The sequence below is a fragment of the Colwellia sp. NW0002-52-1 genome (assembly GCF_057550865.1).
Genome location: NZ_BAAJLU010000023.1, coordinates 1 through 24,154, shown reverse-complemented (window position 1 = coordinate 24,154; position 24,154 = coordinate 1). Strand labels below are relative to the sequence as shown.

Sequence of the window (24,154 nt, the reverse complement as noted above, 5' to 3'; positions counted from 1 at the left end):
AAATGAAAATTATAATTATTGGTGCTGGACAAGTTGGTGGAACATTAGCAGAAAACCTTGTTGGTGAAAAAAACGACATTACGCTTATCGATACCAACAGCGAAACCTTGCGTGAGTTACAAGACAAAATGGATTTACGCGTTGTTGTTGGTCATGGTTCTCATCCTGATGTATTAAAACAAGCTGGTGCAGAAGATGCTGAATTAGTTGTTGCCGTAACCAATGACGATGCAATTAATATGATTGCTTGTCAGATTTGTTATTCCCTTTTTAATACCGCCAATAAAATAGCTCGAATTCGTTCAAGTAAAATACTTAAGTACCAAGAAGAGCTTTTTCAAAATAAAAACATTCCTGTTGACCACGTTATAGCACCAGAGCAACTGGTTACTCGCGATATTGCTCGCTTAATAGATTACCCTGGCGCATTACAAGTATTAGAGTTTGCTAATGGCAAAGTAAGTTTAGTTGCTGTTAAGGCTTATTATGGCGGTTTACTGGTGGGTCATGCCCTTTCAACGTTACGTGAACATATTCCGAATATTGATACCCGGGTTGCCGCGATCTATCGAAATGGCAAACCTATCCGCCCATTAGGTACTACAGTTATTGAAGCCGACGATGAAGTATTTTTTATTGCCGCCTCAATACATATTCGTGCGGTGATGAACGAACTGCAAAAGTTAGAGGCACCGTATAAAAAAATTATGATCGCCGGCGGTGGTAATATAGGTTCAGGTTTAGCTCGCTTATTAGAAAAAAATCATCAAGTTAAATTAATTGAGCATTCCGCTAAACGTGCCGCTTATTTAGCATCTGAATTAAACGACACACTGGTTTTTACTGGTGATTCGTCTGATCAAGAACTGCTGATGGAAGAACATATTGATCAATTTGACGTATTTATTGCCGTAACTAACGATGACGAGGCTAATATCATGTCGTCGTTATTAGCTAAACGTTTAGGCGTGCGTAAGGCAATGGTACTGATTCAGCGCAGTGCTTATATTGACTTGGTACACGGAAGCAATATTGATATCGCTGTTTCACCTCAGCACGCTACAATTTCGGCATTATTGACTCATGTACGTCGTGGTAATATTGATAATGTTTATAGTTTACGTGGCGGTGCGGCTGAAGCGATTGAAATAGTCGCTAAAGGTGATGAGAACTCCTCTAAGGTTATCGGTAAAACTATTCAACAAATAAAATTACCACCAGGAACAACGATAGGCGCAATTGTACGCGATGAAGAAGTGCTAATCGCCCATTCTGACACCAAGATCCAATCGGAAGACCATGTCGTGCTATTTTTAGTTAATAAGCGTTATATCAGTGATGTTGAAGCTTTATTCCAACTTGATGCTATAACTTTTTTCTAATTTCACCTCAATGACTAAAAGTGCTCTCGTCAAAAAAGGTAAAATTAAGTTCGCCAAAATGCTGGTGTGAATAGTACCAGCAAGGTAAATATCTCTAAACGTCCGAACAACATAGCAACAATTAATACCCATTTACTAAAGTCCGTGATCTCAGCAAAATTTGCAGCAACCTGCCCCAAACCAGGGCCTAAGTTATTTAAGCATGCTGCCACAGCGGTAAACGCTGAATATTCATCCATACCTGCGGCTAAAAGTAATAACATACAAATAACAAAAACTGCGGTATAAGCTGAGAAGAATCCCCAAATGGCTTCAACTACTCGGTTAGGTAAAGCTTTTTTACCCAGCTTGATAGTAAAAACAGCCTTAGGGTGCACTAATTTATTTAATTCTCGAACACCTTGTAAATAAAGCAGTACCACTCGAATAACTTTCATTCCGCCACCGGTACTACCAGCACAACCACCAATAAAGCTCGAAAATATTAATAAAAGCGGTAGTAATGTTGGCCAGTTAGAAAATGTAGCTTCACCCGCAGAAGTACCTGAAAATCCAGCGGTGGTACTAATTGATACCGCATGAAAAAGTGCCTGCTCAAAATTCTCAAAACCTGATTGGTAAATATTAAAACTTGCTAGTACAACAAAGCATATTAGAACCAATACGAATTGAATACTCAAAAAGGCTTTAAATTCGGAGTCGTAGAAATAACTGCGTAGCGAACGACTATTAACAACTGCAAAATGTAATGCGAAATTAACCCCAGCAACTAACAAGAAGAACACACAAATAAAGTTAATTAATGGGCTGTTATAATAACCGATACTTAAATCATGGGTAGAAAAGCCACCTATGGCAATCGTAGAAAACGAGTGACAAATAGCATCAAAAAAACTCATGCCCGCAGCCCAATAACTTAATGCACACGCCGTTGTTAACGATACATAGATAAGCCATAAGTGCTTTGCCGTATCGGCAATACGCGGAGTCATTTTTGAATCTTTAACCGGGCCTGGCGTTTCGGCGCGATATAACTGCATGCCACCAATACCTAACATAGGTAAAATAGCTACCGCTAATACGATAATTCCCATACCGCCTAACCATTGCAATTGCTGACGATACCAAAGTACGGCATGTGGCAAGCCATCAATCTGCGTTAAAATGGTTGCACCTGTGGTGGTTAGCCCAGAAAAAGACTCAAAAAATGCATCGGCAACCGACAGGTTAGGCTCATCTAACAACATTAATGGTACGGCTGAAAAGCTTGCTAATACAGTCCAAAAGAGCACAACAATTAAAAAGCCTTCTCGTGCTCTTAAGTCACTTTTTTCAGTACGATACGGATACCAAGAAAGTAATCCTGCAACTAAACAAAAAACAAAAGACATTAAAAATGAAACACCACCACCGTCTCGATACACGAGAGAAATAAATGCGGGCGGCAGCATAGTTACGCTTAATAAAGCGACTAGTAATCCTAATATGCGGATAATATTTTTAAATTGCACAGTATTTTATTATTGCTTTTTGGTTATGGATTTTAGTATTAGCTGCCCAGCAGACAGGGTTTGCAATTGCTGCTGGAAAAGCTCAATTTTTTGTTCTGGTATTGCAAGCGTAAGAACAACATTTTCATTGTAGTCTTGCTGGAGTATTTCACCACCAATTTGCTCAATAAAATACAGTACATCATTCACTTGGGTATATTGACACGCTAGTGTTTTACGTACCATAGGAATTTTCAATTTTGTCGTTAAAAGCGCTAAAGCTTGCTTAACACTGCCGCCATAAGCACGCTGAAGTCCGCCGGGCCCGAGTTTTGTGCCACCAAAATAGCGTACAACAACAGCGCAAACCTCACCAATATTACTACCCATTAACATGGCAAGCATAGGTTTACCGGCAGTACCAGAAGGCTCACCGTCATCTGAAAAGCCATATAATTGGCTATCGTCAGGTCGACCAGCAATAAAAGCATAACAATGATGATTTGCTTGTGGATGCATAACTTGTAGGCTTTTAATAAAAGCCTTTGCTTGTGCGCTACTTGTGCATGGCTGAAGGTAGCAAATAAAGCGACTGCGTGTGACTATTGTTTCATCAATAATTTCTTCTGCCGCTATTGTGTATGGTTTAGACACCCAAATATTCGCTTAATTTAAGTCAAGATCTCGGGTCATATTTTCATTATGTGATTGGTGTACAATAATATTGTCTTCAATTCTGATACCGCCATAAGGTCTCATTGCATCAACCTCTTGCCAGTTCACCATTTTACCGTGCACCGAGTCTTTTAAATCGCCGAGCAGTGAGTCAATAAAATATAGACCTGGTTCTACGGTAAATACTTGATTACTTTCTATCACGCGCGAAGTACGTAAAAAGCCGTGAGGATCAGGGGCATTAACATGTGTGCCGCGTTCATCTGCCATAAACCCACCTACATCATGTACTTGTAAACCTAAATGATGTCCTAAACCATGCGGGAAAAAAGTCGAAATAATACCAGCTTCAACAGCCGTATCTGCATCAACATTAATATAGTTAAATTCTTTTAACACCTGACCAATTTCACGATAGGTAGCAATATGTAAATCAACATAACTAAGCCCTGGCTTTAATGCATCGACGGCATTTAACATTAAAATATCCATGCGGGCAATTAACTCAGCAAAGCGATCGCGTTTAAATGAATATGTACGGGTAATGTCAGAAGCATAACCATGAAAATTAGCGCCAGCATCTAATAAAAAAGAACGATGAGCTTGCGGAACACCACGATCTAAAGCAGTGTAATGTAAAATAGAGGTGTTTTCATTTAACGCTACAATATTGCCATAAGGTGTTTCGCTTTCTACATGTTGCGTTGCTTTGAGGTAAGCATGCTGAATATCGTACTCTGAAGCACCATCAAAAAAGGCCGCTTTCGCTGCTTTATGCCCTTTTAACGCAATAGCGCTTGAGCGACGCATACACTCTTGCTCATATGAGGTTTTGTATGCACGATGGTAGTGTAAGTAATTAATTAATGGCTCAGGGTTAATATGCTCAAACCCTAACGCTTTAGCTACTTCAATATGTGCGCCAATATAGGCGAAAGATTTTTTATCGTATGGCAGCAATTTATCAACTTCACTGGCTTTAGCTAAAATTTTAATATCAAAGAATTCATTCCAATAATTATCCGCTAAACCAATAACTTTATGCCAAAAATCAACCGGTTGATAATATATCAGGGTCGGTTTATCGTTGCCATTTACCACTAACCAACAATTAGCAACATCAACCAAAGGTAACCAAGCTTTAAAGTGTGGGTTAACTCGAAATGGGTAACTGTTGTCATCTAAGAAGGCTTTAATTTCTTGACCAGAATGAATAACTAAACCTTCAAGGTTTTCTCTTGTTAATACGGCTTTAGTACGTTTTTGTAACTCAGCAACGTGTGCTGGGTATTGGTTTGCTAGTTTATTCATCTGGTAACTCTCTAAATTGCTTTGATATTAATTATAACGTGTTTAGCGTTATATTATAATGCTTAGCCCAATGCTACTCGTTAATGTTCATGGCGATAATTTGGTCAAACAATGACCCTTTCTGCCCTACTTTATCCTGATAAATTTGCTGATAAGCTAAAACACTTTTGACGTATTCTCGGGTTTCTTTAAAAGGAATTGTTTCTATCCAAACATCTGCAGGTAAAGGCTTGGCATCTTTTAACCAACTTTTTACCCTATGCGGTCCAGCATTATATGCGGCTGTGGCAAGCACTTGATTACCATGATGCCGGTCGAGTAAATTCCGTAAATATTTCGTGCCTAATTTGATATTATTCTTCGCTTTGAATAAATACTGATTTGAAACCTTTTTACGAGCAAGTTGCTTGGCTGTTGCCGGCATTATTTGCATTAAACCTTTAGCGCCAGCAGGAGAATTAGCATCAGACATAAATGAACTCTCACGTCTGGTTATAGCAAACGCCCATGCAGGGTTAATTTTTTGATTACCTGCATAATGTTTAATTTCAGTTTCAAAGCCCAATGGAAAACGTAAATTTACATCGTTTAAATAGCCCACTTTAGCCAAAGTAAATATGGCGCGATCATACCATTGCATTTCAGTAGCAACTTTCGAAGCAACTAACTTATCGCGTTTATTTAATTTAGACAGCCAATAATTCCATTCTAATCGAGCATGATGAAATCGCCCTATAGCAAACAACTCTAACGCCCTTTTAGCTTCAGGACTTTGAGTTACTAAAGCTTTTTCTTCGGCAGTTATTACTAGCGGTATGTTTTGAAAGTTAACAGGTTTATTTAAGTAACTAGCCGCGAGAAAACCATAATAATGACGGCTTTGAGCCAATTCATTTAATAGTTTAGTTCCTTGTACTAAGTCATCTGTGGCTAACAAGCTTCTGCCATACCAATAACGCCACTGTAAACTCTGTTGTGCTGTTAGTGGCAATGTTAAAAGCTTGTCTTTTATGTGCTGCCAATTTTGATCACGCAATGCGTCGGTTATGTACCACTGTGTTAGGTTACTACTAAATAACTTTTCATCAACTTGCGCTAACCAATTAGCCGCTTGTGCATGGTTTTTACTTGCTAAAGATAGTGCAAATTTTAAGGTAATTTGTTGCTGCTGCTCTTCAGTAAAAGGCAGTAATGTTTTGGCTAAAGCATAAGTATCTAAAGCTTTTTCAGGTGCTCGCCATATTAAGCGCTTCAAACCATAAGCCACTATTTCTGCCTCACGCTCAGTTTTATTACTGAAACGAGACAATTTACTAATATATGCTGGATCACGGCGTACTTTATGCCAAATTTTTGCCAAGCTTTGTTCTTGCTCAGGCAATAGTTTAGTCAAATAAGGGATCAAACTATGCTTTCCGCCGTCGGCAGCTAACACTATTCGTTGCCAGATAAGATCATCAGTACGGTAGCCTGCTTGTTGCCACTTTTTAAATAATGGATCACACACTTTGGGTTGTGACTTACCTACCAGCCATAGCGCACTCACTTTAGGCAGAACCCGTGTTGGCGTAACACCAGTTTCTAATTCAAATCTATAATGCTGACACGTTAGTTCTACATTACTTGTTGGTTTAAAAAAGGTTTGAAAAAGTACCGCTTTTTTCCGTTTAGCTAAATATGCTAACCATTTTTTTCGTAATGGCCAATCAAGTGGCGTGCCTTCATATTTTGTTAAGAACTTACTGATCTCTGTCGCTGACGACAAGTTCATTTTAGTCATTAACCTTTTCTGATCTAAGTACGGTTGTAATGGGTAATAATGTAATTGTTGATATAAATTTTGATAGGTCGCAGAGCTAGCGTTCCAAACTTGATTTTCAGCTTCAAAAAAAGTTTTACGTTGCTGATTATCATCACTAGCAAATGCAGAGGTGCAGGCTAATAGGCTACTTAATATAATGGTTTTAATGAATCGGAAACGACCTAACGGCATTTTATGACCTTTGAAAAATAACGGTAGATCAATTATTCACTCCTAACTTAACAAAGCAAGTCTATTCAGCACAATTATTGGCTTATTTATCAATATTTGTACTTGATATTGTTAGGCCAAGACTAAATGTGGCTTATTAATTTAAGATTCTAAATAATTTTATAGTTGCGTGAATTTAAATAGGCTTTAAAATTGCCACCAAATCCTTTTCCTTCACTAGGCTTTGCAAAGTATGAACGATAGTCTTTTCTCGAATACCGACCAGCAGTTAGATGCGATTGGACTTCGCTGCCCTGAACCCGTGATGATGCTACGCCTAAAGATTCGTAAAATGGTAGATGGTGAAACGTTATTGGTCAGTGCTGACGACCCTTCTACTGCCCGAGATATTCCGAGTTTTTGTCGCTTTATGGAGCATCAATTAATTGCACAGCAGGTTAAAGAAATGCCTTATCAATATGTGATTAAGAAAGGTTTGGCTTAACCTTCTAATATTAAAGGATATATCGACAAATAATTCTTAATAGCTATCTTTTAAATATCCCATTACTACGTTTATAAAGCTTTGACCCTTCTTATCTTACAAAGCGGGCTATAAGTTTTATAAGCTCACAAACATATCAAGAGAATCCGTAACTAGAAATTATTAAATATTTCATGGGTTTATGAAATTTATAACGACCAAGGGTTTTTCATATCTGCACACTAAGTTTACTTCTAGCCAGCCTTAGTGCGTGTTGTTGATGCGTACTCTTTTGCGTGGCGACTTGCCTTAAATGGTAAAGTAAAAATAGAGTAAAATAAACCAACAGTTATGGAGACAATAATAACTAGCAGATAATTAAGAATCATCTCAATAAAATATGGTGGCTCCCTATAACCGAAACTTAAAAAATGAAAAATATTTTGATTATTGTCTATAACAAAAATACTTAGTGTTATTGAAAGAAAAATAAATGAAAGACTAACACCAATTGATAAAGCTGCAAAAATGAATGTATAACCATTTTTAACTTTAGTACCAAGCTCCTTAGCAAATAAATCGGCCCAAATTACAATAGCTAACCCACCACTAAAAAATAATGATCCAATTCCACCTGTTAGCAACACAACAATCAACCAAACCTGTTTAGATGGACCCCAAAACTCGAAACCCAAAATAGACTCTTCATTAGTGAAATATAAATAGCTCGCGCCTGCATACAAAAGAAGAAAAATAGCAGAAAGCAAAAAATGTCGAAAGTTACCTTCTGTTTTCTTTACATTTAAACCTTTAAGGTTATTTTCAGCAAGTCTTTGTAATGGGTCCATAACTTCTTATATTATTTATAGGAGGTAACTTCCCTTTTGCAGAAAAGGTTTCCAATTTAATTATTTACACATTAATAACAAATATTTTCAGGTATTACTATCCATGGTTGAAAGACAATAGGATCATGGAATAAACAAGCAAAATTAGTGCATTCAAATACTCAGTTATTAAACTTAATTAATAACTGGATAATGCGCTCACAATGCAAGCTACAACCTCAAAATTATCTTAAACTTCTAATATATAAGTTATATATGACTCAAACATAAAAAAGGGAATGCCATAGCATTCCCTTTTTAGTTTTAGCTTACTTAATTTTTACTGCAATAATGAAATATCGGCGATAGCAAAAAAGCTATTACGAATTTCGTTCAGTAACGTTAAACGGTTGGTTTTAACTTGTTCGTCGTCTGCCATTACCATAACGTTATCAAAGAAGTTATCAATAGGTTGTTTCAGAGCCGATAGCTCAGTTAATGCACCTTGATAATCTTTTGCTGTCATTAACGGTGCTATTTTAGCTTTCACAGTTGAAAAGGCTGTTGCCAATTCTGTTTCAGCAGCTTCGCTAGCTAACTCTAGGTCGAATGCGTTAAACAACTCGCCTTTAAATTTAACTAAAATATTACCGACACGTTTATTTGCGGCAGCCAATGTTGCTGCTTCAGATAACGTTTTAAAATGTGTTACTGCGTGAATACGCTTATTAAAATCTAGTGGCGCTGATGGTGCATTTGCTAATACGGCTTGTATAACATCAACACTCATATTTTGATCTTGATAATAAGCACGGTAACGACCAAATACAAAATCAAGTACTTGTTTGCTTACATCTTGATTGGTAAGTTTGTCTTGGTAAAGCTCAACACTTTTAGCGATTAAATCTGCAATATCTAAATTTAGATCTTTTTCGATAATAATACGTATTAAACCAATAGCAGCACGGCGTAAAGCAAACGGGTCTTTATCACCCTTAGGGGCTTGGTTAATACCAAAAATACCCACTAAGGTATCCACTTTATCGGCAATAGCGACCGCACAACCAATTGTTTGCTCTGGTAATGCATCACCAGCGAAGCGTGGACGATATTGATCTTCAAGCGCTTGAGCAACAGCTTCTGGCTCACCATCATGTTGAGCGTAGTATTTACCCATGGTGCCTTGCACTTGTGGAAACTCAAGTACCATGTCTGACATTAAATCAGTTTTACTCAATAAACCAGCACGATGCGCCATAGCTGTATCATCGCCAATTACATTGGCAACAAATTCACTTAAGCTAGCAATGCGTTCTGACTTAGCTTTTACTGTACCCAATTGTTTTTGAAACAATACAGACTCTAAGCTTTCCAATCTAGACTCAAGTGATTGTTTTTTATCAGTTTTAAAGAAAAACTCTGCATCGGCCAAACGTGGTCGAATAACCTTTTCATTTCCTTTAATAACTTGGCTTGGGTCTTTACTTTCAATATTTGATACAAATATGAATTTATTCAACAAGTTACCTTTACCATCGGTAACAGGAAAGTACTTTTGGTGGTCTTTCATCGAATAAATTAGCGGCTCTGGTGGTACATTCAAAAATTCTTCATCAAAGCTTCCTGTTAATACGACAGGCCATTCAACTAATGAGGTTACTTCTTCAAGCAAATCTTCGTCATGAACAACTGTGCCACCTATTTCTTTTGCAGCAATATTAATTTGCTGTTGAATAGTTTCTTTACGTGCTTGATAGTCAACCACCACATGTGCTGCTTTTAGCGCGCTTTGGTAATCGTCTGCATGAGAAAGTGCTACTAAGCCATGATGATGAAAACGATGACCCGTTACTAAATTGTTAGAGCTAATATTTAAAGACTCACCCGCTAGAATACTAGAACCATACATAAGTGTTAAGGTGTGAACCGGTCGAATAAATTGTGTTCTGCCTGAACCCCAACGCATAGGTTTAGGTACAGGTAGTTTCGCAATAGCGTTATTTACCATAGCTGGAACTAATTGTTCAACGTGCTTACCTTGCTCAACAGTTTTATAAAGTAACCATTCACCTTTATCGGTAACTAATCGCTCTGCTTCTGCAACAGTAATACCATTAGATCGTGCCCAACCTTCTGCGGCTTTGCTTGCGTTACCTTCGGCGTCAAATGCTACGTTAACTGCAGGACCACGTTTTTCTATCGCTTTGTCTGCTTGATTTGCGATTAAGTCTTCAACTTTTACCGCTAAACGACGCGGAGTTGCATACCAGTTGATAGCTGAATACGTTAAATTGGCATCGTCTAATTGCAACTTTATATGTTCAAAAAATGTAGTTGCTAAGGTTCTTAGTGATTTTGGTGGTAACTCTTCAGTACCTAGTTCAATCAGTAGTGTTTCTGTAGTCATTATGATTGTTCCTTAGTCGTGTTACCATTTGCTGAATTGTTTTTACATAACGGAAAGCCAAGCTCTTCACGTTTATCATAGTAAGCTTGTGCACAAGCTTTTGATAATGTTCTAACTCGTAATATGTATCGTTGACGTTCTGTTACTGATATTGCGTGGCGTGCATCAAGTAAGTTAAAAGCATGTGACGCTTTCATCACTTGTTCATATGCAGGTAAGGCTAAGCCTGCTTCTATCAATTTTTGGCTATCTTTTTCACATTGATCAAATGTTTTGAATAGTGCGTCTACGTCAGCATGTTCAAAGTTATAGGTTGATTGCTCAACTTCGTTTTGATGGAAAACATCACCATATAATACTTTGCCCATTGGACCATCGGTCCAAACTAGGTCATAAATACTATCAACGTTTTGTATGTACATAGCTAAGCGTTCTAAGCCGTAAGTTATTTCACCAGTAACTGGAGCACATTCAATACCACCTACTTGTTGGAAATAAGTAAACTGTGTTACTTCCATACCGTTTAACCAGATTTCCCAGCCTAATCCCCAGGCACCTAATGTAGGTGATTCCCAGTTATCTTCTACAAAACGTATGTCATGTACAAGTGGATCAATACCCATTTCTTTTAATGAGTTAAGGTAAAGCTCTTGGATATTATCTGGCGAAGGCTTTAACATAACTTGAAACTGGTAGTAATGCTGCAATCTGTTTGGGTTTTCGCCGTAGCGCCCATCGGTAGGTCGACGGCATGGTTGTACATAAGCACTACTCATTGGCTCAGGACCAATTGAACGTAAGAATGTCATCGGGTGAAATGTGCCTGCCCCTACTTCTAAATCTAATGGCTGAACGATTACACAGCCTTGGCGCGACCAATAATCTTGCAACTGCAGTATTAGTCCTTGAAAGGTCTTTATATTAAAGGTACTCATAACATTCCGAATCTATAGTTATATTGTATTAAATAAGGCTAATTATAACGTCTGTCGCTTTATTAGCCTAGTGTCCTTGCCTAGATGTTTAGTAATTAATTTAAATATTATGCAAGGTTAGAAACAAAAAATGCCCGATTTGATGATCGGGCATTTTTATCATAAAGCTTTAAACCCTAAACATCTAAGTTAGCTACTTTAAGTGCGTTTTCTTCAATGAAGTTTCTACGTGGCTCAACATGATCACCCATCAAAGTAGTGAACAATTGATCAGCTGCTATAGCATCTTCAATAGTTACTTGTAGCATTCTACGTGATTCTGGATCCATGGTTGTTTCCCATAATTGGCTTGGGTTCATTTCACCTAGACCTTTATAACGTTGAATGTATTGGCCACGCTTTGATTCAGCCATTAGCCAGTTTAACGCTTCTTCAAATTCAGTTATTGGTTTAATTTTTTCGCCACGCTTAACGTAAGCACCTTCTTCCATTAAACCGTTTACAGCTTTATTTAGGTTTTGAATTGATAAAAACTCTTTTGAGTCAATAAATTCATAATCACAATCATACACTGTATCTATACCATGCTTACGAACATTAAAGCTTGGGTAATATACATTTCGCTCTTGGTCATGCTTTACTTCAACCGTATAGATAGAACCATTACCATCTTGGTCAGATAACTGCTTAAGTAAGTTTGCTGTCCATGATTCAACTTTATCTTTACTCTTGAAATCTTCGACTGTAATTACATCGCCATAAATCATTTTTTCTAGAATATCAGCCGGAATTAAACGAGAAACACGCTTTATAGTTTCATGGGTCTTGCGGAACTGATTCACTAAATTTTCTAATGACAAGCCTGATATTGCTGGTGCAGATTCATTTACATGTACTTCAGCATTTTCTAACGCTAACGTTGTTAAATATTCTGTTAAGCCTTCATCATCTTTAATGTAACGCTCTTGCTTACCTTTTTTCACTTTATAAAGTGGCGGTTGAGCAATATATATATATCCACGTTCCATAATTTCTGGCATTTGACGATAGAAAAATGTCAGTAGTAATGTACGGATATGAGAACCATCGACATCAGCATCGGTCATGATGATAATGCTGTGGTAACGTAATTTTTCAGGGTTATATTCGTCACGCCCGATACCACAACCTAGTGCGGTAATTAACGTACCTACCTCTTGTGAGGATATCATTTTATCAAAACGTGCTTTTTCAACGTTAAGAATTTTACCTTTTAATGGTAATATCGCTTGGTTTTTTCGGTTTCTTCCCTGCTTGGCTGATCCGCCAGCAGAGTCCCCTTCCACTATATATAGTTCAGATAGTGCAGGATCTTTTTCCTGACAATCGGCTAATTTACCAGGTAAACCTGCAATATCTAATACACCTTTGCGTCGTGTCATTTCCCGTGCTTTTCGAGCCGCCTCACGTGCACGAGCAGCATCAACTATTTTCATAATAATAGTACGAGCTACTGCTGGTTTTTCTAATAGATATTCACCAAGTTTCTCACCCATAGCTTGTTCTACTGCGGTTTTAACTTCAGAAGAAACTAGCTTATCTTTAGTTTGAGAAGAGAATTTAGGGTCTGGAACTTTAACAGAAATTACTGCAGTTAAACCTTCACGCGCGTCATCGCCTGATGCACTAGTTTCAGTGTTACCACCTTTTTTAGTTTTATTTAAGCCTTCTTTAACCATGTAACTATTTAAGGTACGAGTTAATGCTGTTCTAAAACCACTTAAGTGAGTTCCACCATCGCGCTGTGGAATGTTATTGGTAAAACAGTGTATGCTTTCTTGGAAACCGTCGTTCCATTGCATTGCAACTTCAACAATAATGCCATCTTCACGTTCTAAATCGAAATAGAATATTTCTTCATTAACTGGGGTTTTATTGGTATTTAAGTAATCAACAAAGGCTTGTATGCCGCCTTCAAAATGAAAATGATCTTCTTTACCTTCTTCACGTTCATCTATAAGTCTAATTGAAATTCCAGAGTTCAAGAATGATAATTCACGAATTCTTTTTACCAACATGTCATAGTGAAATAAAACATCACTGAAGGTGTCTTCACTTGGCCAGAAGCGTACTTCTGTTCCTGTTTTATCACTTTCGCCAACAACTTTTAGTGGTTCATCAGGAACACCGTGGTGATAAAGTTGCTCATATAACTTACCTTCTCGGCGAATATTCAGTTTTAGTTTATGGCTCAATGCATTAACTACAGAGATACCAACTCCATGAAGACCACCAGAAACTTTATAGCCTGAGTCTTCACCACCAAACTTACCACCAGCATGCAATACTGTCATGATAACTTCGGCTGCTGAAATCCCTTCTTCTGGGTGAATTTCTGTTGGAATGCCACGTCCGTCATCTCGAACAGACACTGAGCCGTCTAAGTGAATTTTAACAATAATATCACTACAGTGACCTGCTAGTGCTTCATCAATTGAGTTATCCAACACCTCAAATACCATATGATGAAGACCTGTGCCGTCATCGGTATCACCTATATACATCCCTGGTCTTTTGCGAACTGCATCTAAGCCTTTAAGTACTTTAATACTTGCCGAGTCATATTCATTTTCTATTGTCATAGCTTGTAGCCTACTCACTCATTACTGATAGTTTGCCATGTTTCACGTGAAACATTTTGTAGTTTTCTTCTTGTGGAACAAGTTGTTCCACCGCTGCTTTATCAATTGCGGTAACGATTACCTGACATTCTATTGCTGCTATCGCATTGTTTAATAATGCTCTAGAGTGAATATCGAGTTCTGCACCTACGTCATCAATTAATAAAATTGGTTTTACTAAGTTAACTCTTTCTATTAACTTTGCTTGTGCAAAAGTTAACGCTAGTAAAAACAACTTTTGTTGCCCTCTTGATAGTTGGTTATCTATCGAGGCTCCGTTTAATAAAAAACGAACATCAAATTTTTGTGCGCCGAATAAGCTATATCCGTGAGCTAATTCTTTTTCGCGATATTGTTGTAAAACATCTAACAAGTTTCTTTTACTATTCCAACCTTGTAGATATTGAATAACAATTTCTTCAGATACTGAAGGTAACATTATTTTGAGCCAAAAACTTAACTCTTTAGTCAACTCCTGCACGTATTCAGATCTAAGGTCTGCAATTACTTGTGCGCTTTCAGCAAAGACTTCTGTCCAGTAATCTAATGTAGAACCTGTTGTTTTACTTCTTAAACAAGCATTACGTTGTTTCAGAATTCGTGAAAACTCTTTCCAATGATCTGAAAACGAATGTTTCACGTGAAACAAACCTAAATCAATAAACCTTCTTCTTTGCTTTGGTCCACCAAAAAATATAATAAAGCTTTCTGGTGTTATAACTTGTACAGCAATATTTTTTGCAAGCACTGAAAATTTATGCTGCTTTTCACCATTAATTCTAATTTCAGTATTTGCTGCACTAGTGCCGTTAAATATTTTTCTAACGCCCATTTGGCAATCTTTATTAGTTTTTGCACTAACAATAAAACTGTTTTTGCTGTGTTGTAGTAAATTACTAACATTAGAACTACGAAAAGATTTACCGTGCCCTAAATAAAATATCGCTTCTAAAAAGCTGCTTTTACCACTACCGTTGTCGCCTATTATAAAGTTTAAATCTGGATGTAACTCAATCGATATATTTTCAATATTTCTTAAGTCTTGAACAATTAACTTACCTATACTCATTCTTACAGTTTCATCTTAGGTAACTGCTACAAACGCATTGGCATAACAACGTACAAGGCTTCTCCAGATTCGCCACCTTCAATAACCACACTACTGTTAGCGTCAGCTAAAGTAAATTTAACATCAGTTTCTTTAATCGCATTTAGCACGTCTAATACGTAACTAACGTTAAAACCAATTTCAACTTCTTCGTATGGGAAATCGATTTCAATGACTTCTTCAGCTTGTTCTTGCTCTGGGTTGTTAGCGGTTATTTTTAATTCTGTACTACCAAAATTTAAACGAACACCCTTGAACTTTTCATTTGATAAGATAGAAGCACGTGACAATACTTGTCTTAATACATCTTTATTAGCATTAAGAATTTTGTCACCATTACGTGGTAACACACGTCTATAATCAGGGAAACGACCATCAACAAGTTTACTGGTAAAAGAGAACTCAGCGTCGATTATTCTGATGTGATTAGAACCTAAAAATACTTGGATATCTTCATCTACAGGATCAAGCAATCGAATGATTTCTAAAATACCTTTACGAGGTACAATAACTTGGCGTGCAGGCAGTTCAAGTTCTGGATTAGCAATTTTACAAATAGCTAATCGATGGCCGTCAGTAGCAACTGAGCGAATTTCATGACCTTCTGTCTCAATCGACATACCATTAAGGTAATAGCGAACATCTTGATTTGCCATTGAAAAATGAGTACTTTCAATTAATCGAAGTAATTCAGATTTCATTAATTTGAACTCTACATCACCTTTCCATTGTTCTATATTTGGAAAGTCGCTCGCAGGTAAAGTAGACAATGAATATTTACTTCGACCAGTACTGATTTTTATAACGTCATTTTCAGTTTCAAAAGTCAGCATAGAATCATCAGGTAAACTTTTACATATATCAAGCAACTTACGTGCTGGTATTGTAACTTGTCCATTGTCTGATTGATTATCTACAGTCGCATATGCCACCATCTCTAACTCTAAATCAGTAGCTGTTAAGGTAAGTGATTGCCCACTTACATCAAAAAGTATATTACTTAAAATAGGTAAGGTACTTTTTCGTTCTACAGCACCTGAAACCAATAGTAATGGCTTCAAGAGTAATTCTCTATTTAATGAAAATTTCATTTCTGACTCGCTTTTAACTTACTTATTATTATGATGACAATGTTCTTGTTAAATTTGAATAATCTTCTTTTATATCGTGAGATTCTTCGCGTAAAGATTTTACCTTACGACAGGCATGTAGAACAGTCGTATGATCACGCCCACCAAATGCATCACCTATTTCAGGTAAACTATGGTTAGTTAGCTCTTTAGATAATGCCATGGCAATTTGACGAGGTCTAGCAACTGAGCGATTTCTGCGTTTAGACAGTAAATCGGCAACTTTAATTTTATAGTACTCTGCAACAGTACGCTGAATATTATCTATTGTGACTAATTTATCTTGTAAGGCCAGCAAATCCCGTAAAGCTTCTCTAACAAAATCAATAGTAATTGCTCTGCCAGTAAAGTTAGCATTTGCAATCACCCTATTCAAGGCGCCCTCTAATTCGCGAACATTTGAGCGTAAACGTTTAGCAATGAAAAAAGCAACTTCATCGGCTAAATTAATATGACTTTCTTGTGCTTTACGTTTCAAAATAGCAACGCGAGTTTCTAATTCAGGCGGTTCAATGGCTATGGTTAAGCCCCAACCAAAACGTGATTTTAAACGATCTTCAACGTCGACTTCTTTTGGATAACGGTCACTGGTTAAGATTATTTGTTGATTACCTTCAAGTAAAGCATTGAAAGTATGAAAGAATTCTTCTTGTGTACGATCTTTACCAGCGAAAAATTGTATATCATCTATTAATAATGCATCGACAGATCGGTAATATTGTTTGAATTTTTCCATGGCATTATTTTGTAATGCCCGAACCATGTCTTGAACAAAACGCTCTGAATGCATGTAGGCAATTTTAGCATTAGGTTTATTTAATAAAATACCATTACCAACAGCATGTAATAAATGTGTTTTACCTAAACCTGTTCCACCATAAATAAATAATGGGTTATATGCTGCGCCTGGGTTATCTGCAACTTGTGAAGCGGCTGCACGTGCTAATTGGTTAGATTTACCTTCTACGAAGTTGTCAAACGTATACTTAACCCTAACGTTAGTCGTTTTAGGTAAATTACTTTCAGGAACGGTAGCATCTCTATTTGTTGGTTGAACATTAGGCTGAATTTGGCTAATGCTACTTTGAATATTTGTTGTTTGTGAAGGAATGCTACCTACGTCGAAACGAAGTAAAGGTGGATTAGCACTGTCTTGCATGCTCACAAGTTCATTAATGCGATTAACGTACTTATCTCTTACCCAATCAAGAACAAACCTATTTGGCGCATATAAGGTCATAATATTGTCTGTGACTACGCACTGAAGCGGACGAATCCACATGCTAAATTGTTGTGCGGGCAATTCTTCTTGAAGAACAGACAAACATTTTTGCCAAAGTGTATGATCCAACAACCGACTCCTGATAAATATAACGATTCGTGCGTTTAATAACGTTTATTTCAGGAACGGTAAAAAACAGAACAGTAAAAATTAAATTTTATAATTACGCTATTATCACTATAGTTATCCACAACATCAATATTGACAAATCAATTAATCGCTTTTATTTTGAGTTTTTTTTAATAATATCAATAAAATTAGGCTTCTTACTAATTTTTAAGACTAAATTAATGCTAAAAAAGTTTCGATATACTATTTGATTATTACTCAATAAAATGGATTATTTAGTTTAAAAAAAACATGATTGTTATAAAACTGTGGATATATATTTGATCAAGACGATCAAGTTAAGATCTTTTGAAAAAAAGCTAAATAATAACCATTGACAAAGTGTCGTTCTCTATATAGAATTTCGCCTCATTTTTAGACCCAGTGTGCTCATGAAGGCTGTTTTGCCAGGGCAACAACAACAGACGGATTAGCGTAATGAAAAGAACATTTCAACCTAGTGTATTAAAGCGTAAGCGTAACCATGGCTTCCGTGCTCGTATGGCAACAAAAAACGGACGTACAGTAATTTCACGTCGTCGTGCTAAAGGCCGTGCAAGCTTAAGTGCTTAATCTTTTAACTTGCAACTTAAGTTAAAGGAATAGTAGCCGCTATGGTTACTTATGAATTTAATCGGGAGTCACGTTTGTTGACTCCCGGTCAATTTCAATCTGTTTTTTCAAAACCTCTTCGTTTTGGCTCTAGCCATATTACAATTCTTGTTACTCCAAATCCTGATAATAATAATCGTCTCGGTTTAGCTATTGCTAAAAAACGAGTTAAATTAGCTGTGCAACGAAATCGTATTAAGCGACAAATTCGTGAAAGCTTCCGTTTAAATCAACATAACCTCCCCCATATTGATATAGTCGTTATGGTGAAATCAGGCACTGACAAGCTTGAAAACAAAGAAATTAATCAGCAATTGGAAAAAATATGGCGCAAAGTAATTCAACGCCACAAAAAATAGCTATTACTATAGTAAAAGCTTACCAGCGCTGGCTTAGCCCATTGCTTGGACCTAATTGTAGATTCAATCCAACATGCTCTTTTTATACCATTGAAGCAATAAATCATCATGGTGTGATAAAAGGTTGTTGGTTAGCAGGCAAACGTATACTAAAATGCCACCCACTTAATGCGGGAGGACATGATCCCGTGCCACTATCAAAAAAAGAGAAATAAGACATTATGGAATCCCAACGCAGTTTTCTTTTTATTGCGCTTATGGTTGTTACCTATTTGCTATTTAGCCAATGGCAAACAGACAATGCTCCAATTATTGAGCAACCAGCAGTATCTCAACAAACAACGCCAAATAATTCTAATGGCGATTTTGTTCCTGAGTCATCAGCAGCAGTAACGTCAATTAGCAACGAAACTAAAGTTGTTAACGCAACAGTAATTTCTGTAAGCAATGATGTTTTAGCACTTAAAATTGATACCAATGGTGGTGACATTGTAGAAGCTAAATTACTTAAGTTCGACACCGAACAAGGTAATGGCATACCTTTTACAATTTTGCGAAATGACAAAGATCGTTATGTTGCACAAAGTGGCTTAACCGGTGCTCAAGGTTTAGATCGTGTTATTCCTGGACGACCTATTTATCAAACGTCTGCAACTGCATATCAGGCGAATGCTAACGAGCCGCTAGTTATTGATTTAAACTATGTTGATAACACGGGTCTTTCAGTAACTAAGCGTTTTACACTTAACTACGATAGCTACGCTATTAATGTTGAATACATTATTTCAAACAACACTGCAAATGCTGCAAGTGTTCAAATGTATGCACAACTAAAACAAACGACATTAATCGATACTGGCAGTGGTTTAATACCTACATATAAGGGTACTGCATACTCGACTACTGAAGATGTATACGAAAAATATGATTTTTCAGATATTGAAGAAGCAGATTTAAATGTATCAACTCGAGGTGGCTGGGTTGCTATGCTGCAACACTACTTTGTTTCTTCTTGGGTACCTGAAAAAACTGCTGATAATCAATTATATTCACGTTATTCAAGTAACAGAGATGCTGTAATTGGTTTTAAAGCTCCAGCAATTACTATTGAACCAAACTCTACTGCAACGACATCAGCTACTTTTTATGTCGGTCCGAAGGATCAAGATGTATTAGAAAGTATTGAAGAAAACTTAGATTTAACTATCGATTACGGTTTCTTATTTATGATCAGCCAACCATTATTTTGGTTGCTAATTAAAATACAATCTATTGTGACAAACTGGGGTGTAGCGATTATTATTATTACCCTAATCGTTAAAGGTGCTATGTACCCATTAACGAAAGCGCAATACACCTCAATGGCTAAAATGCGTGCTTTACAGCCTAAAATGACGCAACTGAAAGAGCGTTTTGGTGATGACAAGCAAAAAATGTCACAAGCTATGATGGAGCTATATCGTAAAGAGAAAGTAAACCCTGCTGGTGGTTGCTTACCTCTAATTATCCAAATGCCAATATTCTTAGCGCTTTACTGGGTATTTTTGGAAAGTGTTGAGTTACGTCATGCACCATTTATGTTGTGGATACAGGATCTATCAGCACAAGACCCATTCTACATTTTACCTGTGTTAATGGGCGTAAGTATGTTCATTATGCAAAAAATGCAGCCAATGACTGTGCAAGATCCAATGCAACAAAAAATAATGCAGTATATGCCTGTAATGTTTACTGTATTCTTTTTCTGGTTCCCTTCAGGACTAGTACTTTACTGGTTAGTCAGTAATATTATTTCAATTGTTCAAATGAAAATAATATTCTCGGGCATCGAAAAAGCCAAAGCGAAGTAAAAAGCGTATTATTTAATCAAAGGTAGCTTAGGCTACCTTTTTTTATGTCTAAAAAATCACGATAACATCACTTAAAATTAGCCTCCTACATAATCGAATCGATAGATTTAAATTCGAAAATACAAACAAAACTACTACATGCATTTCAAGCGCGTTATTAACAGTTTATAATATCGCCAATTAAGAATATTTATAGATAACAGAGAAAATACCCATGTCAGACCTAGCTTTTTCATCAAGCCAAAAAGAAACAATAGCGGCTCAAGCAACAGCTCCGGGCAGAGGCGGTGTTGGCATCATCAGAGTTTCAGGCCCAGAAGTTAAGAATGTAGCAGTCGCTATTTTAGGTAAAGTACCAGAGCTAAGAAAAGCGGAATACCTCACCTTTAAAGATCAAAAAGGCCAGGCACTAGATCAAGGCATTGCTATTTATTTTAAAGGCCCTAATTCTTTTACTGGCGAAGATATTTTAGAGCTACAAGGCCATGGCGGACCGGTTATTCTAGATATGCTGTTAAAAGAAATTTTAGCATTACCAAAAATAAGAATGGCAGATCCTGGTGAGTTTAGTGAACAAGCGTTTCTTAATGACAAACTTGATTTAACACAAGCTGAAGCGATAGCCGATTTAATCAATTCTAGCTCTGAGCAAGCAGCGCGTTGTGCATTACATTCACTGCAAGGTGACTTTTCAAAATTAGTGAAGCAAATGGTTAACGACACTATACATTTACGCATGTATGTTGAAGCCGCGATTGATTTCCCCGAAGAAGAAATTGATTTTCTTGCCGATGAAAAAGTTGTTAACGATTTAAAAGCGATTATTGCACAAGTTGCTGATGTGAAAAATAAAGCACAACAAGGCAGTATTATACGTGAAGGTATGCGAGTAGTAATTGCCGGACGCCCTAATGCTGGAAAATCAAGTTTACTTAATGCGCTTAGTGGTAAAGAAAGTGCAATTGTGACCGATATCGAAGGCACCACTCGCGATGTACTAACGGAACAAATTCACATTGATGGTATGCCATTACATATTATTGATACTGCTGGACTTAGAGAAAGTGCAGATAAAGTAGAGCAAATTGGTATTGAACGAGCATGGCAAGAAATAAAACAAGCTGACCGCGTGTTGCTAATGATAGATTCAGCACAAGATGAAAAACAAGATCCTAAAGCGGTATGGCCAGAGTTTTTTGAAAAACTACCTGATAATATCGGCTTAACTATTATTAGAAATAAAGCCGATATAAGCCAAGTAAAAACAGGTTTCAGTGAGGTAAACTCTACACCTACTATCACTTTGTCAGCAAAAACAGGTGAAGGGGTTACAACGTTAACTGAGCACCTTAAACATATCATGGGATACCAAGGTAGTACCGAAGGCGGTTTTATGGCAAGAAGACGCCATTTAGTAGCACTTGAACAAGCGCATCAGCATTTAGAGATAGGTTTTGAACAGCTTGAATCATATGTTGCAGGTGAAATTCTGGCTGAGGAGCTACGTTTTTGCCAAGAAGAACTAAACAAAATTACCGGTGAATTTACTAATGATGATTTATTAAGCCAAATTTTTTCATCGTTTTGTATTGGTAAGTAATAAAAATAATAATGTGCTAAATTCATAGAAAATTAATTATCATACTTAAATAAATTTCATATTTAAGTTAACAGTATTTAAATAGTTTAAAATTAGGAAGAAGATGAAAAAATTAACCTTATTACTTTTAGCGTCATCTGTTGTTTTTGTTAGCAATATAACAAAAGCAAATAATGTAAACATTGAGATAATTCAATGTGCTGAAATTAAAGATAATAAAAAAAGACTACAATGTTTTGATAATTACGTTACTAAAAGTTTAACAGCTAAAGAGCAGAATAATACTAAGCACTCAAACCCAATTAAACCTCCTGTTGCAGACACCCAAACAGAAAGTGAATTAGTTTCATCTTTTGGCCAAGCACATAGATATTCAGAAAAAGAACGTGAATTTGACGAACTTACAGCAACCATTAAAACAGTCAGTAAAACTTTGCGTAAAGAATGGAAAATTGAATTAGAAAATGGCCAAATTTGGCTACAAAAAGGTGGTGATAAAAGGGCAAAATTCTCTGAAGGCGATTCAATTATTATCGTAAGAGGAGTAATGAATAGCTTTCAACTCAAAAAAGTAGGCACCAAACGAAGAATTAGAGTTAACAGAATTCAATAAATAGCCTACAAATAACATGCAACTCACGGCACTTGAATTGCATGTTATAACTTATAATTAGTCAATTAATGCTAAACTTTGTTCATCATCAACATAATAATGACCATTTTTTACTTCCATTTTCTTACAACGATAAGTTGGTTTTTTAGAGCCTAGTTCTCTAACATTTTTACATTTTAAACGCTGACTTTTAGCACCATAGAGTTCTAAATACTTATCACCTTCGGATATTAAATTAACCAAATAATCTTTCGGTAGTTTTTCTTGTAACATTATTAATGGTTTTTCCCACACTTCACTTTTTTGCTCATTTGCAACACTAAGCCAAGCGTAACTTTTCAGTAAGTCTTGTTTAGTGCCTTGTGCATTGAGGTACATAGTTCCAACAATATATTGAGACATTTTATCGCCTCTTCTAGCAAACAACTCAAGCTGAGGTAGTGCTTGCTCAAATTCATTGTTTTTATACAATCTAATAGCCTGTTTAAGGGCTTTATTATAAGTAACTATCTCAAGTGAATTACTGGCGTAGGTAGTATTACTAAAAACTAATGGCGACAAAACCAGTATCGCCATGATTAATTTTAAAATTATTGTCTTCATAGAGTATTCAACATTAAATTAACTATTAGATATATAATAGCTAACTTGATGTTTCTGTGTTTTTCAAATTGTAAAAATGTGTGAATTTTGCACTTTAAAGAAAGTTTAGTGGTTTAAATAAACCGAATCAAAAACCAAGTTATATAAACAAAAGAGATAATAAATGAGCTCATTTCAAATAATTATTGGTAGTATGTTAGGTGGTTCTGAATATGTTGCAGAAGCCTGTGAAGAAACATTAACGAGCCTTGGCCATCACGTTGAACTACATTTCCAGCCTGATTTCGCTCAAATACCAAACGAAAATCAAACATGGTTAATTTGCACCTCTACTCATGGCGCTGGTGATTACCCTGACAATATCCAAGAATTTGTTTCAGATCTTAAAAATACGGTTCAAGATCTATCCTCAGTGAAACTTTTAACGATCGCTATTGGTGATTCAAACTATGATACCTTTTGCTACGCAGGAATAAACATAAATAAACTTTTATTATCAAAAGGTTGTGTTGAGCTATCACCATTACTCACCTTAGATATGAGCCAAGATATAGATCCAGAAGAACTTGCTCAAGCTTGGTTATCACAAAACCAAGATCATTTATAAGCAACTTACGCATAACTTATTAACAATATTAAGCTACATAGATACCAATTGTGAATAAGTCTGGGTAAAAGCTATTAATTTTCTATTATTATTCAGTGAGTATAAAAATAAATAAATATCCTTGTGGATAACTAGCCCT

At 36.5% G+C, this 24,154-nt stretch carries 21 protein-coding genes; 9 read left to right on the top strand and 12 right to left on the bottom strand.

All coding sequences use genetic code 11. From position 1 onward, the window contains the following. Positions 1-2 precede the first annotated feature (2 nt). Entirely contained in the window at positions 3-1,382 is a 1,380-nt protein-coding gene (trkA, locus tag AC27H3_RS16540) for a Trk system potassium transporter TrkA (protein WP_487107872.1), read from the top strand. A 44-nt stretch (positions 1,383-1,426) separates the two neighbouring features. On the opposite strand, the gene AC27H3_RS16535 is transcribed toward trkA, so the two are convergent. From AC27H3_RS16535 to AC27H3_RS16520, 4 genes are all read right to left on the bottom strand, one after another. Beyond that, on the bottom strand, positions 1,427-2,893 hold the full coding sequence (locus AC27H3_RS16535) for a TrkH family potassium uptake protein (RefSeq protein ID WP_487107871.1): 1,467 nt from the start codon (positions 2,891-2,893) through the stop codon (positions 1,427-1,429). Between the two features lie 9 nt (positions 2,894-2,902). Further along, positions 2,903-3,526: a YigZ family protein gene (locus AC27H3_RS16530; RefSeq protein ID WP_487107870.1), complete on the bottom strand. Its 624-nt coding sequence runs from the start codon at positions 3,524-3,526 to the stop codon at positions 2,903-2,905. Positions 3,527-3,538: 12 nt separating this feature from the next. Next, on the bottom strand, positions 3,539-4,858 hold the full coding sequence (gene pepQ / locus AC27H3_RS16525; RefSeq protein ID WP_487107869.1) for a Xaa-Pro dipeptidase: 1,320 nt from the start codon (positions 4,856-4,858) through the stop codon (positions 3,539-3,541). A gap of 73 nt (positions 4,859-4,931) precedes the next feature. After that, positions 4,932-6,851, bottom strand: coding sequence for a transglycosylase SLT domain-containing protein (locus tag AC27H3_RS16520; RefSeq protein ID WP_487107868.1), 1,920 nt, complete (start codon positions 6,849-6,851; stop codon positions 4,932-4,934). A gap of 232 nt (positions 6,852-7,083) precedes the next feature. Between AC27H3_RS16520 and tusA the strand changes: the two genes are divergently transcribed. After that, positions 7,084-7,335 carry a sulfurtransferase TusA gene (gene tusA / locus AC27H3_RS16515; protein ID WP_487107867.1) on the top strand — a complete coding sequence of 84 codons (252 nt, stop codon included), beginning with the start codon at positions 7,084-7,086 and terminating at the stop codon, positions 7,333-7,335. 233 nt (positions 7,336-7,568) lie between these two features. Here tusA and AC27H3_RS16510 read toward each other — a convergent pair whose 3' ends face one another. From AC27H3_RS16510 to dnaA, 7 genes are all read right to left on the bottom strand, one after another. Further along, positions 7,569-8,162 carry a hypothetical protein gene (locus tag AC27H3_RS16510; protein WP_487107866.1) on the bottom strand — a complete coding sequence of 198 codons (594 nt, stop codon included), beginning with the start codon at positions 8,160-8,162 and terminating at the stop codon, positions 7,569-7,571. Positions 8,163-8,481: 319 nt separating this feature from the next. Then, positions 8,482-10,548, bottom strand: coding sequence for a glycine--tRNA ligase subunit beta (glyS, locus tag AC27H3_RS16505; RefSeq protein WP_487107865.1), 2,067 nt, complete (start codon positions 10,546-10,548; stop codon positions 8,482-8,484). Next, positions 10,548-11,483, bottom strand: a complete 936-nt coding sequence (gene glyQ, locus AC27H3_RS16500) for a glycine--tRNA ligase subunit alpha (RefSeq protein WP_085306304.1) — start codon at positions 11,481-11,483, stop codon at positions 10,548-10,550. Before glyQ ends, glyS begins: the two co-directional genes overlap by 1 nt. A 176-nt stretch (positions 11,484-11,659) precedes the next feature. Further along, positions 11,660-14,104, bottom strand: coding sequence for a DNA topoisomerase (ATP-hydrolyzing) subunit B (gyrB, locus tag AC27H3_RS16495; RefSeq protein ID WP_487107864.1), 2,445 nt, complete (start codon positions 14,102-14,104; stop codon positions 11,660-11,662). Positions 14,105-14,114: 10 nt separating this feature from the next. Beyond that, a complete protein-coding gene (recF, locus tag AC27H3_RS16490; protein ID WP_487107863.1) occupies positions 14,115-15,212 on the bottom strand; it encodes a DNA replication/repair protein RecF in 1,098 nt (365 codons plus the stop codon). Between the two features lie 26 nt (positions 15,213-15,238). Then, a complete protein-coding gene (dnaN, locus tag AC27H3_RS16485; protein WP_085306307.1) occupies positions 15,239-16,342 on the bottom strand; it encodes a DNA polymerase III subunit beta in 1,104 nt (367 codons plus the stop codon). Between the two features lie 28 nt (positions 16,343-16,370). Next, a complete protein-coding gene (dnaA, locus tag AC27H3_RS16480; RefSeq protein WP_487107862.1) occupies positions 16,371-17,732 on the bottom strand; it encodes a chromosomal replication initiator protein DnaA in 1,362 nt (453 codons plus the stop codon). Between the two features lie 477 nt (positions 17,733-18,209). Here dnaA and rpmH point away from each other — a divergent pair, with 477 nt between their 5' ends. The 6 genes from rpmH to AC27H3_RS16450 all read left to right on the top strand — a co-directional run bounded on the left by rpmH (position 18,210) and on the right by AC27H3_RS16450 (position 22,805). Beyond that, entirely contained in the window at positions 18,210-18,344 is a 135-nt protein-coding gene (gene rpmH, locus AC27H3_RS16475) for a 50S ribosomal protein L34 (RefSeq protein WP_487107861.1), read from the top strand. A gap of 41 nt (positions 18,345-18,385) precedes the next feature. Further along, complete coding sequence (rnpA, locus tag AC27H3_RS16470; protein ID WP_085306309.1) at positions 18,386-18,742, top strand: ribonuclease P protein component; 357 nt, start codon at positions 18,386-18,388, stop codon at positions 18,740-18,742. Next, positions 18,709-18,957 (top strand): membrane protein insertion efficiency factor YidD, encoded by a 249-nt coding sequence (gene yidD / locus AC27H3_RS16465; RefSeq protein WP_487107860.1) that lies wholly within the window; start codon positions 18,709-18,711, stop codon positions 18,955-18,957. The genes rnpA and yidD overlap by 34 nt, the downstream gene beginning before the upstream one ends. Before the next feature lie 6 nt (positions 18,958-18,963). Further along, the gene (gene yidC, locus AC27H3_RS16460; RefSeq protein WP_487107859.1) at positions 18,964-20,592 is read left to right on the top strand and encodes a membrane protein insertase YidC; all 1,629 of its coding nucleotides are present in this window, start codon (positions 18,964-18,966) and stop codon (positions 20,590-20,592) included. Positions 20,593-20,806: 214 nt separating this feature from the next. Then, on the top strand, positions 20,807-22,192 hold the full coding sequence (gene mnmE / locus AC27H3_RS16455) for a tRNA uridine-5-carboxymethylaminomethyl(34) synthesis GTPase MnmE (RefSeq protein WP_487107858.1): 1,386 nt from the start codon (positions 20,807-20,809) through the stop codon (positions 22,190-22,192). Between the two features lie 103 nt (positions 22,193-22,295). After that, a complete protein-coding gene (locus tag AC27H3_RS16450; protein ID WP_487107857.1) occupies positions 22,296-22,805 on the top strand; it encodes a hypothetical protein in 510 nt (169 codons plus the stop codon). 57 nt (positions 22,806-22,862) lie between these two features. Here the strand turns inward: AC27H3_RS16450 and AC27H3_RS16445 are convergent, their stop codons facing one another. Continuing rightward, complete coding sequence (locus AC27H3_RS16445; protein WP_487107856.1) at positions 22,863-23,408, bottom strand: hypothetical protein; 546 nt, start codon at positions 23,406-23,408, stop codon at positions 22,863-22,865. Between the two features lie 163 nt (positions 23,409-23,571). Between AC27H3_RS16445 and AC27H3_RS16440 the strand changes: the two genes are divergently transcribed. Further along, positions 23,572-24,015, top strand: coding sequence for a flavodoxin domain-containing protein (locus tag AC27H3_RS16440; protein ID WP_487107855.1), 444 nt, complete (start codon positions 23,572-23,574; stop codon positions 24,013-24,015). Positions 24,016-24,154: the final 139 nt, after the last annotated feature.

Coding starts and splice junctions, on each gene's coding strand:
- AC27H3_RS16445 (WP_487107856.1), bottom strand. CDS start 23,408: ATGAAGACAATAATTTTAAAATTAATCATGGCGATACTGGTTTTGTCG.
- AC27H3_RS16450 (WP_487107857.1), top strand. CDS start 22,296: ATGAAAAAATTAACCTTATTACTTTTAGCGTCATCTGTTGTTTTTGTT.
- glyQ (WP_085306304.1), bottom strand. CDS start 11,483: ATGAGTACCTTTAATATAAAGACCTTTCAAGGACTAATACTGCAGTTG.
- rnpA (WP_085306309.1), top strand. CDS start 18,386: ATGGTTACTTATGAATTTAATCGGGAGTCACGTTTGTTGACTCCCGGT.
- gyrB (WP_487107864.1), bottom strand. CDS start 14,104: ATGACAATAGAAAATGAATATGACTCGGCAAGTATTAAAGTACTTAAA.
- dnaN (WP_085306307.1), bottom strand. CDS start 16,342: ATGAAATTTTCATTAAATAGAGAATTACTCTTGAAGCCATTACTATTG.
- glyS (WP_487107865.1), bottom strand. CDS start 10,548: ATGACTACAGAAACACTACTGATTGAACTAGGTACTGAAGAGTTACCA.
- pepQ (WP_487107869.1), bottom strand. CDS start 4,858: ATGAATAAACTAGCAAACCAATACCCAGCACACGTTGCTGAGTTACAA.
- yidD (WP_487107860.1), top strand. CDS start 18,709: ATGGCGCAAAGTAATTCAACGCCACAAAAAATAGCTATTACTATAGTA.
- AC27H3_RS16520 (WP_487107868.1), bottom strand. CDS start 6,851: ATGCCGTTAGGTCGTTTCCGATTCATTAAAACCATTATATTAAGTAGC.
- rpmH (WP_487107861.1), top strand. CDS start 18,210: ATGAAAAGAACATTTCAACCTAGTGTATTAAAGCGTAAGCGTAACCAT.
- trkA (WP_487107872.1), top strand. CDS start 3: ATGAAAATTATAATTATTGGTGCTGGACAAGTTGGTGGAACATTAGCA.
- AC27H3_RS16440 (WP_487107855.1), top strand. CDS start 23,572: ATGAGCTCATTTCAAATAATTATTGGTAGTATGTTAGGTGGTTCTGAA.
- recF (WP_487107863.1), bottom strand. CDS start 15,212: ATGAGTATAGGTAAGTTAATTGTTCAAGACTTAAGAAATATTGAAAAT.
- tusA (WP_487107867.1), top strand. CDS start 7,084: ATGAACGATAGTCTTTTCTCGAATACCGACCAGCAGTTAGATGCGATT.
- AC27H3_RS16510 (WP_487107866.1), bottom strand. CDS start 8,162: ATGGACCCATTACAAAGACTTGCTGAAAATAACCTTAAAGGTTTAAAT.
- mnmE (WP_487107858.1), top strand. CDS start 20,807: ATGTCAGACCTAGCTTTTTCATCAAGCCAAAAAGAAACAATAGCGGCT.
- yidC (WP_487107859.1), top strand. CDS start 18,964: ATGGAATCCCAACGCAGTTTTCTTTTTATTGCGCTTATGGTTGTTACC.